Source organism: Pseudoalteromonas sp. J2K-J979, from assembly GCF_058169715.2.
On the sequence record NZ_CM200281.1, the window covers coordinates 519,248 to 531,119 of the forward strand.

Here is an 11,872-nt window from a genome sequence, read left to right on the forward strand (position 1 = left end):
TAAAATGTTTGCAAATAATAAACAAAATCTCGGTTTTACGCTTATAGAGGTCATGATAGCGAGTGTCATCTTATTTGGTACTATCGCTGTTTTAGGGTTGATCTATAAAGGAGTTGTCACTTCTTCGCTCAAGGCTGAAAATCATGTAAAGCTAAGCTTAGCTGCCCCCTTTATTGAGAAAAAAATTAAAAGTGTGATTTTTGATACTTCAGATTCAAAGGTACTTTTTTTGCAAGGGAGTGGGACTGAATACAATGTTCACTATAAATGGGTCGCCAACTCTATAGATTTTCAGTCTCCGCCAGTGAGTTTTGATCCTGAGTCGGGGAAGCTAACTGAGCATCCGAAAAAATATAAATTGTGGGAAGTGAACTTAGACCTTGAATTTCTGTCTACGCTTCAATCTTATACCTACTTGGAAGTCTCTTGGCATGAGTAGAAATGGCTTCACATTGATTGAATTACTAATCACCATCATGATACTTAGTTCACTGCTATTCTTGGGCTCATTTAGTTATCAAATGTTAGCAAATCGATGGGAGAAGCAATTAGGTACTTTTGATAATTCACTTAGTCTGAGTCGGAATATCCAAATATTAGAAAAAGTGCTCAGTAGTACTCTTCCGCTAGTTATTGAAGATAGACAATTATTAGCTTCCAATTATGGCTTTTTTTTTATTGGGAAAAAAAACCGGCTTTTATCTATTACCGAGCAGGGGTTATTTTCAAATGAATACCCTGAAATTTTCTTACTTTCACTGAAGGAAGTGGAAAATGGTAAATTTGATTTGATATATCAAGCGCTAAGTACAGAACATTTTTTATTAACATCTTCAACGCAAGAGATTGTTTTCGAGCATAGCTACTTGTTGTTAGAAGGGGTATCAAAGTTTGAGTTAAGCTACTTTGGTTGGGATAATCTCCTTACTAAAACTGAGAAAAATGTTGAAGGTAATTCAGCCTCTTGGAGAAGTGAGTTTTCAGGGTTGAACTCTCAAGCTTTACCTAACGAGGTAGAGGTCGTTGTGGAGTCAGTTGATCTTGAATTTTCATTTAAAGTTCAAATGGAGCGAAACTCACTGCGGTATTTAACCCCATACATTGAGGTTGATCCGTGAAAAAAGTAAATGGGATTGCACTAATACAAGTGCTTTTATTTACCGCTATTCTGACAGTGTTTGCAATCTACTTAAATCAGACTGCGAAACAACAAGTCTCACTAGCCCAAATGGCAAAAAAACGTGCTGAAGCTGAGTTTTATCTGAAATCAGCTCATTCGACTGTACTATTTAATCTTTTAACAAAAGATAAAGTGATGGTGATTGCCAGCAATGATGAAGAGGAAAACTTAGACATAAAGAGTGTTTGGAATTTTCATGGCCAACCATTTAAGTTAAATCAGTTTGTTGATGTTGAAATCCAGGATTTAGCAGGGTTGATCAACCTTCACAAGCCTAATATTAATGTTCTCAATAAGCTACTCGTGGCTAATGGGGTTACACCAACCCGAGCTAGAATGATTATTGAACGTTTGTTAGATTGGCAAGATCCAGATGCTGAACCGCGCGAGTTTGGTAGAGATAGTGGTGATAACTCTTTGATCAGAAATGCTCCTTTAAGTCACTTAAGTGAGGTTGATAAAGTAATGCAGTTCACCGATGAAGAAAAAAAACTAATTCTGGCGAATTCAACAATCCATTTTATTGGTCATTTTAACCCATTGTCTGCATCGATCGAGATGATTAAGAGTATCACTAAAAATATAGGTTCAGAGTTGATGATTAAAAGGTTGCGTGAAAGCAATCAATTGGATCGAAATAAGTTTGAGTCTATCAGTGGAATTCAAGATAGTGATGAGTCATGGTTAGTGGTCGCAAACACTTTACAAATAAAGTATAAAGTTACCTTAGATCAAATTGTATTACATAAAGAGTACACAGTTAAACTTCAGCCATATGCTTCCCAAGGGGCTTCTCCATATCTCATTCTTTCGGAACGAAACTAAATAAAATGAATCAAATATCCAGTATTTTTTATAAAATTAAGAAGTCAATATTAAGCTTTTTATTTTCAAAGGTGGGCTATTATGATGGCCAGTTGCACCAATTCGATTATTCAGAACAAGGCAAAAAAGTTGTCGAAAATTTTAGCCCTTGGTTGTTAATTATTTCAAATCGTTTCTATGAAGAAAAAATATTAACCTTTCCAGTAGTTGAAAATAAAGAAGTTGCTAAATTAATTAAATTAGCAGGTTCAGCCAATACGGTTTCTTGTATAGCAAGCAAGTCAAACGATAGTACATTTGTTAATCAGTGGGTCTTTGACTCAATTACAACAACTTCGTTTATTCAAGTACCCGAATCTTACTTGCTTGGGTGCGGCTTGGAAGTACACCATATTGTCAGGGTGCAAGAGTCTCCAGATAAAGCCTTTTATGTTGCAAAATCACCCAATAACATAATCAGAAGTGCTGATGAGTTTGCCAGAATAAATAGTTTTGATATGTTTGCTATGTCTGCAGGAATGCTTGCTAATCATCGGCAAAATTTAGACGAAAATCAGAAAGAAAAAGCACTAATGAAAAACTTATGTGCGCTCAATATCATGCAATTAGTTCAGTTTATTAAGCTGCCGACTAAGGTTAGTCTTGATAAAATACTGCAAGGATTAATAATACCTGGCTTTCTATTGTTCGCAGGTTTTTTATGCTTAAGTTCTGTGTTTCTTATGGTGCGAGGTGCGCATTTAGACTATCAAATAAATGCAATACAAGATGATGTAAGCGGATTGCTAGAAAGTTACTCTGAATACGAAGCAAAGCGCAGTATTTATAAGCAGTTATATTTGATTTCTGAAAGTGCGGACAATCATTTAGGGCTAATTGCATCTTTGGCACCCGTTTTTGATATTGCCACTATCAGCAGTGTTAGATATGAATTTGGTAGATATATTGTCCAAGGAGAGGTGGAAAAGGCATCTGTCCTATTGGAATTATTATCAACACAGCCTAATGTCCAAGAAGCCAAATTTGATTTACCCGTCACTAAAAATGGATCGAGAGAGCGCTTTACATTGAGCTTTTCTATTACGCAAACACTGAGTTTCCCTAAGTTAGGTTGATCTAATGAATGAACTGAAGAAGCATTACCCTTTATTACTTATAGTGGCGATTTTATTATCCATTAAATTTATTCTTATTCCATTAACAGAGTGGCAGCAAAGGACTGTGAATGAGCAGAAATTGCAGCTAAGAAAATTGACAAAATCATTGGAACTTTTAGCTAATAAAAATGATATTGTTGAAGCATATGAGCACTTAAATGGTGAGATGAATAAACTTAAACCTCTTTTTTATACTGAGGAAGCTCAAACTAATTTTCAGTTAGAGCAGCAAAAGATCATAGAAACAAAGCTAGCTCGGCACAACTTAACGAGTAAAAGGCTTGGCTGGCTGCCAACCTATGAGCAATCAAATGAAGAAGTCAGTAAAATACAACTCGAGTATAGTTTTGAAGGTGATGGCGAAAATGTCATCGCCTATTTGATTGAACTAAGTGAAAATAAAGAGCTTTTAGCAATAGAAAAAATCAACTTAAGCTTTAGAGGTCAAAGGCCCGGGCAGTTGGGGATTATCAGTGTTTTTGCTAAACGCAATTTTTATGTTTTAAGTCAAAAGGGAAGCTAAATGGCGATGAAAATATTTTTCGCTTTTCTGAATCGCGGAGACGTGAGAATAAGCTTGCTAATTTCTCTGTGTGGTTGTGTTTATTATGGTGTGAATAATTTAACATTGGAGCGAGAGGCAGCTAAAAATAATGATGAGGATACTAATGTTGTTGAGTATATTAGTCAGGCAGTGACAAAAGAACACATTTTTCAATTGAATCAGCTGTACCAAGCTTATGCTCAGAAGAAGCCTCAGGAAGAAAATCAAGACGCAGAAGTCAATAAAAATAGAGGCTTAACTTTAGAGGAACAGTTAAATCAACGTGGTGACTTAACTGAGGTTTTCTTAGGTGATAATAAGCTACAACTTAAAGCTGTAATATTTGACCGAGCACAAAAAGAGCAATATGCCATTATTCAGATAGATGATTTGTTGACAAATCAAACACAAATGAAGCAAATAAACCATGAGACTTTATTACTTGGAGCACAACTTAAGATTTTGAGTAATAAGTCAGTGTTATTATCGGTACCAAGAGAGCAAGAAACACAAGAAATAAACCTAACTATGTTCAAAACACAAAATTCAGTAGATTCACAATAATGAAAGGCACTCGAATGAATAATATTAATGCTATTTCGGTAGCTTTAGTTGGTATGGTTCTGTTAAATGGGTGTAACACTACTCAAAATCAGCCGTTTACTCCAAAAACATCTTTTTTAGCGTCGAACTCTGCCACGAGCAATTCAGCGACTGATAATATTCAACCCAAAAATGAGAAAGTCAGTAAAGTTAACTCAGAGAAAAAACTAAACTTTTTACCTACATTTCAAGTTGAGCAGCAAAGTGCGCAATTAACGGATGATGTTATCGAACGTTTTAGTAATGAACAGACTCTAGAAATTAGCGCAGAAACCTTACCTTTACAAGATTTCCTTCATTTAGTCTTAGGTGATCGTTTAAGTGTTAGTTATGTCCTGTCAGATGATATAAAAGCTGATGGTCAGCCTGTAACCTTAAACCTTCAAAATGCGGTGACAGAAAGAAAACTGTTTTTATTAACGGATGAATTGCTGGAGGAACGTGGTTATACCATTCGCTTTAGTGACAATATATTTTATGTACATAAGCAAGATAGCAGTCAGGGTCAAACGGATTTAGTCTATGGCTATGGAAAAAGTGTAGAGAGTGTGCCGCAAACTAGTGGCGATATTGTGCAGATGGTACCATTTGAATATGGAATGCAAATTTCTATGTCTAATACCTTGCGGCAAATGATAGGTGTTAAGTCAACCTCAGATCCAGCCCGAAACACTATTAATATTTTTGGCAAGCGCAGAGATATTATCCGTGCTTTAGAATTGATTGATATTTTCGATCGGCCAGCAATAGCGAATAGACATATTGGTGTATATAAGTCGACCTTTATCAGTGGGGACGAATTATTACAAAAATTAAAGGAATTATTGGCTCAAGAAGGAATAAAGCTAGGATCAGGCTCAGATACAAATAGCACGATTACTGTTGTGAATATGGAAAAGCAAAGTCGCTTAGTCTTTTTTGCTGTTAAACCTGAAATCATCGAACGAGCTGTATTTTGGGCGAATGAAATTGATAAACCTATTGATACAGCTGAAAAGCAGTATTTTATTTACCAGCCTCAATATTCACGAGCTGTTGATATGGGCGAAAGCCTAGAAGCATTAGTAGGTGAAGTGAGTAGCATTTCGTCAAGTACATCTGCAGCGCAAGAGAACAGTAAAAGGCAAGGTGCTTTAACAGCGAGTTCAGAAGACTTGAAAATGGTCGTCGATGAACGATCTAACTCCGTTATATTTTTCACTACAGGAGAGAAGTATCAGCAAATATTACCGCTAGTTAAGAGGCTTGATATTCTGCCAAAACAAATTATGTTGGAAGTCGTTATTGCAGAAGTCTCGTTAACTAATGAGTTTAAGCAAGGGGTGGAGTTCGCTTTTAATAATGGTAATTATGGACTGTCAACGCAAGGTGCATTTATGGGGGAAGGGTTTGGCGGTCTTTCCTATCTATTGAAAGGTGCGCAGGGGCAGCTTGCGATTAATATGTTGCAAACCAATTCACTGGTTAATATTTTGTCTCGTCCCTCTTTGGTTGTGAGAGATGGTGTGAGTGCCAATATTAATGTTGGAACCGATATTCCCATTGTAGGCGAAACATCATCAGACCCGATTAATGGTGATAGGCAAACTACTAAAATAGAATATCGTAAAACAGGGGTTGAGCTTGGAGTAACACCTACAGTGAATGCTCAGGGTATTGTATTGATGGAAATTAAACAAAAAATATCGAATCAAGTAGAGTCTGGTTCGACGGTCTCGGGAAACCCCAGTGTCTTTGAACGTACAATTAACACTGAGGTAGTGGCTGAAAGTGGGCAAACCATAGTGCTAGGTGGGTTGATTAGTGAAAACCAAAGCACTAAAGATTCTAAAGTACCGTTTTTAGGCGATATTCCGATTATTGGTGGTTTGTTTCGTGCAGATACCGAAAGCGGTGATAAAACGGAGTTAGTTATTCTGGTTACGCCTAAAGTTATTGAGTCTTCTTCGGAATGGGATGATATCAAAAAGCAATTTGATAGTGCGTTTCAAAATTTGTCGTTGCCAACGCCAATTATTTACAATTAATACGGGTTTTTGATTAGTACATATTATTGGGTTTAACTCATATTAGTTTGCAATAACCATAAAGGTTGGCTACAAATAAAGGTTGGCTACAAAGTAGGTAATTATTATTAGTGTTTGTACTTAAACAAATAAATTGTAATTGTAATAATAAAGTTACTGATTATTCGTTGATAAGTTTGAAAAACTTGAGTAGACTCGCTATACGTTATGGCTTGTTAAAAAGTCTCTAGTAAATAGCCTTAACGAAATTTGCTAAATTTAATTCGCGTTGTTTACAATATTCAGCGCTCAGAAAACTTAGTATAAAAATACAGTAATTTAGGTTGTTGACAGTTTGTTGTTTAGCGGCTTACACTTACTGCGTTTGGTTGTTGCTTAGGTGACGGCCTAAGTACAATAAAAAGTATGTGAAATAATAGACTAATACTATTGTTTCAGTTTCATGAAACTTGGAGAATGGAAATTATGTTCAAGAAAACTCTACTAGCACTATCTATCGCTGGTGTATCTGTAGCAGCTAATGCAGCAACAGTAAAAACAGGTGCTACAGCAACAACAGCTGCAGCTCAAGAAAAATTAATTACAGCGTCTGCAAAAGGTGCTGCAGGTGAAGCGTTAGGTGTGAATAAAGCATTTGGTGGTGCTGATGATAACTGTCTAGCCCTTGCTTCATTCTACGGCGTTACATTAACAAATAAAACTGGCGGAACTGCTGATTCAACTAAAGGTGCTGGTATTGCTGGTGATACTGCGACTTTTGTTGCTGGTAATGGTTTATCTGCAAATAAAGTATTTACAACTGCTGCTGATACTTGTACTGCTGAAATTCAACCTGTTTTAAGCACTACAGCTACAAAAGATGGTTTAGAGTACACGCAAGCTACAGCGCTTGAAATCAAACCAATGGTAGTTGCTGGTATTGGTGGTTACAAAGCGGAAGATACATTAACATTCCAATTTACTGGTGCTAAGTTAGATTTAACTAAAACAACAGCTCCAGTAATTACAGTTCAAGGGCACGGTGGTACAAATACAACTGTAGGTGGTATTCAAGGTACTGTTGCTGACGTTTCTTTTGATATTCTAGATATCACAGATTCTCAAGTTCGTTTTACTGTTAAATCAGCTAACCCTGCAACTTCGTTTGTACGTGGTGGCGCTATTTTAGAACTAAGCAAAATCTTCCTTGATTCTACTGGTTTAGCTGCATCTACATCTGTAACGCTTAATTCTTTTGGTACTAATACATCAGGTACTAAGTTTGATGAATCTTCTGCTACTACAGTAGTAAGTCTGCTTCCACAGTACACAACTGAAGTTGAAACTCTGTTAGATGCTGATATCGATGTTGGTAAAGATCGTCAACAGTTTGCTAACAATTCAACTGCTGATGCGCTAGTACTTAAAACAACTTTAAACCCTACATCAAATACATTAGTACCTTCTGAAGTGACTTATCTTGTATCTGGTGATTTCTCTTGGGCATACGCTCCTTCAGTAGATTCTAATAAAGATGGTAAATTATCATCTGCAGAATTAATTGCTGGTAAAGTTGCTGTTTTAACAGGTGGTGATGATACGATTAAATCTCTTGCATTAAATGCTACTAACACAGAACTTACAATTGTAGGTACTGTAACCGGTGCTTTAGATACAAATCCAACAATCACATTCAACGTACCAGGTTTTGACTCTGGTAAAGCAGAAAATCCAATGATTTCTGTTCAAGATTTCACAGTTAAAGTTGATACACTTTCTGATAAGTCTGTTGGAAATAAAGCAGTGAACATGCCTTCTTTAGCTAAAACAGCTGCGGGTGCATGGAAATTAAATGGTTCTGTTGTTGTAGTTCCTTACGTACCGTTTGGTCCTATTACACAACCAATTTTACGTCACACAAATGCTGGTACACAAACTGGTGACATCACTGTACGTTACATGGTTGAAGACGTGCACACTGCATGGCAGCCACTAGCTGCTGCTGGTGTAAAAGATGCTAAGCCTGGTGTTCGTAACATGCTTAACTTAGTAACTGATGCGCTTAAAGCAGAAGGTTATGATGCAACGACTACAGGCTTCAAAGTAGCTTTAGAAGTTGTTACTAACGTACCTTCAAAAGACGTACACGTATACGGTGGTGCGAAAATCACTGCTGAAGGTCAAGATCGTATCCACTTAGGTACTTTCAAAACTAACGTAAACTAATTTAAACTTAGTTTAATAAAAAGCGAGCTTAGGCTCGCTTTTTTTATATTTAATTTTCTGATAGATGGAAGTTTGATATGCTTGTCATTCTCTTTATGTGGTGCTGCAGGGCAGCCCATTTTAGTCAGAGTTCTTGTTGAAGTTAAATTGTAACTCCACCCAATTTAGTGCAGTTATTGCGTAGAATCTTATGCAGGCTCGAGGCATCCAATTGATGTCATATCGCCAAGTGGGCCATAAGGCCGCTCATAATTATAAATATCTAACCCCTTACCTGTGATTGTACGTACTTCTAGGAGTGACTCAAAAAATATACATCTAGCCCCTCTTAACGGCAACTTCGGTTAAACCTTTCAACAAAACCATTTTGGTCGGGATTGCCTTGTTTTATAAATTCCAACTTGATGTTGTTTTCTACTGCTCAAGTTTCCAGCCTAGTTGAGGTAAATTCAGGGCCGTTATCTACTCTAATTTTATTTGGTTTACCACGCTAAGCAATGGTGTGTTTTAGTGTCCCAATCACTCTCTCAGCCGTTAAACTGGTTGTCGGTTGAAGTCATCAAGTGCATTCAATGTTCTAAAATGGTGCCTATAGCTCAGTGCATCTTTCATAAAGTCTATTGAGCAGATTCATTATGTTGTGTTGGTGCACTTAATGGCTCAGGCGTTCTCATTGGTAAATGGCGCTTTCTTTTACGTCTCAAGTTGAGTTTTAACAGGTTGTAAATGCGTTCAACGCGCTTTTTATTACAAGGCTTGCCTTTGTGTTGCGAAGCCTTTGAATAACTGAGGCACCCCCTATGGTGACGTTCGGCTAACGCCTAAAGCACGTCGCTAACTTCATCACCTGGTGGTCGTTTAAAAGCTGCGCGGCTTAGCCATGCCACTTCAAAAGCAAATGCGACGCAAACCTTGAATTGAGCTCTTAAATGCTCTAACCAAGCTCTACGCCTACTTGTCTTTACGGCTTTTTTGCAATGATATCCTCAAGCATAGAATGCTTTAGGCTCAGTGTTGCAAACATATCTTTTAACTTATGGTTTTCTTCTTTAAGTTCTTTAAGTTCTTTAAGGCGTTTAACATCAGAAGTTTCCATACCATCATATTTTGAGCGCCACAGTGTAAAATGTGCTATCACCTATTCCATAGTTACGGCAAATTTCAGTTACTGGAATGTCTGACTCTGCTTCTTTGATAATGCTGACAATTTGAGTTTCGGTGAACTTGCTTTTCTCATCGTAAACTTTCCTATTTATGTCAATTGAAAATTCTACTTATGAACTGTTTGATTTTTTTGGGGGAGGGCACAACTTGATTAGGTAAAGATGGCTAGTTGTTAAAAGACAACTAGCCATGTAATTCTAGTTAATTAAAATAACAAAATGCTATTTTTGTTTGCGTAACTGGTTAAATGTTTAAATGCAGTCTCAATTAAAAGACTGACATCTTGGTGTTCAGGATGATTTAACTTGTTGACCTCTTGCCAATAATTATAATTTTTTACAATAATCTGCTGCTCTAAATGCTTAACTTCATTGATGAGGTCAGCATCATGTTGGTAGTGACCAGCCTCATTAGAGGAAAGAAGTATCATTTTTAAGGTTTCATTGAGTAAGGCTGAGTTATCAGTTTTAGGGATTACCATTTTATCAACTTGATATTCATTCTCTGAAAGCGCTACCAAATCGGGAGCAAAGTCTGTCAGATAATCACCATTTTCTGAAATATTGTCGGTCGATTGAGCACCTGAATTACCGAGGATGGTAAAAGAAATATTGTTTCTGGTTGTAATTTTTGTAGGTACACTAAAAAACCACGGCGCTTGTGTGTCAATAAAGCCATAAATAAGGTAGGTTAGTAATGGATCAAAGTTATTATAGTGTACATAAAGTTCACCGCTTACTGGGTCAGGTTGACCTGATACTGATAAGGTTGATTTATTTGCATTATAATAATTTGATTTGGTTTTATGATTTAAAAAATCAATAATAGATAATAACCCAAGTTCATGAGGTAGCTCTGTGTGAATCCCTAACTCTAAGAGGGCATTCTGTTGGTAAGTAAAAGTACGAGATCCGAAAAAGCTCTCAATAGCGAGTCTTTCGACCATATTACTCTGGCACAGCTGGCTAAACTTTTGAACCTTTTGGTTAAACCCCTTACCTGATACCAATTTAGCCAGAAGTTCAGGCTGTTTGTTTAATGAAAAAAATGGGCTCGACGCTTTCCATGTCTTTATTTTGTCTGTCTCATTATAAATAGCAACCATTAACTCCATGGTTTTTTTAGCTTGTGGATTCATCATCGTTTGTTTAGCTTGAACCACAAGTTGATCATCTTTTGAGAGGCTGATGTCAAAGTCGTTCAGTAGCGGCATGCAAGTGAGTGGGATATCGAGTAATCGCTCATTTGATTTATTACTGCTGAATACTTTGATTGACAAGTTATTATCTTCTTCATGGACACGTAATCGGGTGTGGAAGGTCGCACCGTAATTTATATTGTCTTCGAACAATTGCTCAATGAGTTGGATCAGCTTTTTATTCTTACCACTGACTAATTCGTTTGAGATTGATGATTCATCAATTGATGTAGTTGATTCTGTACTTGGATTGAATATTTGTTTAAATGCACTAAACCACTTCTCATGATTATGTTTTGCTTCTAAGCGCTCTAAAAGCTGGTTACCGAGACAAAGCTCGTTAGATAAGTAGAAGAGATTTAGAAACTTTTGGTTGTTAGCTGATGATAAGTTATTACACTCTGTAAGCAGCTGTGTAGAAAAATAGTTTTTTTTATCGGTATTGTTGATACCTATAGCAGCTAAGATTAATAAATATAGTGCTTCGATAGAGTAGTCTGTTAAAGCTCTTAACTTTTCTCCATATTCGAGTATCAATTCAAACTCTTCAAGTTCGCACGCTAGTTGGCACAGTTTTAAACGCGTTTGAGCATTATTGGCTGAAGGGTCTAACTTTAGAGCAGATATAAAGCAGTTTAGCGCTTTGTCTTTAGTATTGTTTTTAATGTGAGAAGAAGCTAAATTATTTATAATTCTTGATTTTTCTTGTTTTGTTTCAGCGAGCTTAAGTGCTTTTTCAAACCTTGGAATTGCTAATGCAAATTGATTGTTATGAAAGTAGCAAACGGCTTCGAGGTCTAAAGAGCCATAAGAGGGGTTCTTAGTATTAACTTTTTTAATTAAAGTGAGTGCTTTTTTAATCTTTTTTTTACCAATTAACTCATTAACTTGATGTAATATTTCTTCCATTTTATTCTCGGCTTTAATTTTAATTTTAATAAAGGGGAGTATTCCCTTTTGTTATACTAC

The 11,872-nt window shown here is 36.5% G+C and carries 12 protein-coding genes; 8 read left to right on the forward strand and 4 right to left on the reverse strand.

What is annotated here, in order from left to right; all coding sequences use genetic code 11:
• The first annotated feature begins 4 nt into the window (after positions 1-4).
• The 8 genes from AC3KVK_RS02480 to AC3KVK_RS02515 all read left to right on the forward strand — a co-directional run bounded on the left by AC3KVK_RS02480 (position 5) and on the right by AC3KVK_RS02515 (position 8,541).
• Positions 5-439, forward strand: coding sequence for a prepilin-type N-terminal cleavage/methylation domain-containing protein (locus tag AC3KVK_RS02480; RefSeq protein WP_490311015.1), 435 nt, complete (start codon positions 5-7; stop codon positions 437-439).
• The gene (locus AC3KVK_RS02485) at positions 432-1,118 is read left to right on the forward strand and encodes a prepilin-type N-terminal cleavage/methylation domain-containing protein (RefSeq protein WP_518526925.1); all 687 of its coding nucleotides are present in this window, start codon (positions 432-434) and stop codon (positions 1,116-1,118) included. Before AC3KVK_RS02480 ends, AC3KVK_RS02485 begins: the two co-directional genes overlap by 8 nt.
• The gene (locus AC3KVK_RS02490; RefSeq protein ID WP_490311014.1) at positions 1,115-2,005 is read left to right on the forward strand and encodes a type II secretion system minor pseudopilin; all 891 of its coding nucleotides are present in this window, start codon (positions 1,115-1,117) and stop codon (positions 2,003-2,005) included. Before AC3KVK_RS02485 ends, AC3KVK_RS02490 begins: the two co-directional genes overlap by 4 nt.
• Positions 2,006-2,010: 5 nt before the next feature.
• Positions 2,011-3,120 (forward strand): hypothetical protein, encoded by a 1,110-nt coding sequence (locus AC3KVK_RS02495; RefSeq protein ID WP_490311013.1) that lies wholly within the window; start codon positions 2,011-2,013, stop codon positions 3,118-3,120.
• A gap of 43 nt (positions 3,121-3,163) precedes the next feature.
• A complete protein-coding gene (locus AC3KVK_RS02500; RefSeq protein WP_490311012.1) occupies positions 3,164-3,685 on the forward strand; it encodes a hypothetical protein in 522 nt (173 codons plus the stop codon).
• A complete protein-coding gene (locus AC3KVK_RS02505; protein ID WP_490311011.1) occupies positions 3,686-4,270 on the forward strand; it encodes a hypothetical protein in 585 nt (194 codons plus the stop codon).
• A gap of 14 nt (positions 4,271-4,284) precedes the next feature.
• A complete protein-coding gene (locus tag AC3KVK_RS02510) occupies positions 4,285-6,336 on the forward strand; it encodes a type II secretion system protein GspD (RefSeq protein ID WP_490311010.1) in 2,052 nt (683 codons plus the stop codon).
• A 465-nt stretch (positions 6,337-6,801) separates the two neighbouring features.
• Positions 6,802-8,541: a Slr4 family S-layer protein gene (locus AC3KVK_RS02515; RefSeq protein WP_490311009.1), complete on the forward strand. Its 1,740-nt coding sequence runs from the start codon at positions 6,802-6,804 to the stop codon at positions 8,539-8,541.
• A 328-nt stretch (positions 8,542-8,869) separates the two neighbouring features.
• On the opposite strand, the gene AC3KVK_RS02520 is transcribed toward AC3KVK_RS02515, so the two are convergent.
• From AC3KVK_RS02520 to AC3KVK_RS02535, 4 genes are all read right to left on the reverse strand, one after another.
• Positions 8,870-8,941, reverse strand: a complete 72-nt coding sequence (locus tag AC3KVK_RS02520) for an integrase core domain-containing protein (protein ID WP_490311232.1) — start codon at positions 8,939-8,941, stop codon at positions 8,870-8,872.
• 561 nt (positions 8,942-9,502) lie between these two features.
• On the reverse strand, positions 9,503-9,679 hold the full coding sequence (locus AC3KVK_RS02525; RefSeq protein WP_490311008.1) for a transposase: 177 nt from the start codon (positions 9,677-9,679) through the stop codon (positions 9,503-9,505).
• Positions 9,642-9,803, reverse strand: coding sequence for a transposase (locus tag AC3KVK_RS02530; protein ID WP_518526941.1), 162 nt, complete (start codon positions 9,801-9,803; stop codon positions 9,642-9,644). Before AC3KVK_RS02530 ends, AC3KVK_RS02525 begins: the two co-directional genes overlap by 38 nt.
• A gap of 107 nt (positions 9,804-9,910) precedes the next feature.
• A complete protein-coding gene (locus tag AC3KVK_RS02535) occupies positions 9,911-11,812 on the reverse strand; it encodes a tetratricopeptide repeat protein (protein ID WP_490311007.1) in 1,902 nt (633 codons plus the stop codon).
• Positions 11,813-11,872 lie beyond the last annotated feature (60 nt).

Excerpts from the sequence above, each read along its gene's own strand:
- AC3KVK_RS02480 (WP_490311015.1), top strand. The coding sequence starts at position 5 with ATGTTTGCAAATAATAAACAAAATCTCGGTTTTACGCTTATAGAGGTC.
- AC3KVK_RS02485 (WP_518526925.1), top strand. The coding sequence starts at position 432 with ATGAGTAGAAATGGCTTCACATTGATTGAATTACTAATCACCATCATG.
- AC3KVK_RS02495 (WP_490311013.1), top strand. The coding sequence starts at position 2,011 with ATGAATCAAATATCCAGTATTTTTTATAAAATTAAGAAGTCAATATTA.
- AC3KVK_RS02505 (WP_490311011.1), top strand. The coding sequence starts at position 3,686 with ATGGCGATGAAAATATTTTTCGCTTTTCTGAATCGCGGAGACGTGAGA.
- AC3KVK_RS02510 (WP_490311010.1), top strand. The coding sequence starts at position 4,285 with ATGAATAATATTAATGCTATTTCGGTAGCTTTAGTTGGTATGGTTCTG.
- AC3KVK_RS02515 (WP_490311009.1), top strand. The coding sequence starts at position 6,802 with ATGTTCAAGAAAACTCTACTAGCACTATCTATCGCTGGTGTATCTGTA.
- AC3KVK_RS02535 (WP_490311007.1), bottom strand. The coding sequence starts at position 11,812 with ATGGAAGAAATATTACATCAAGTTAATGAGTTAATTGGTAAAAAAAAG.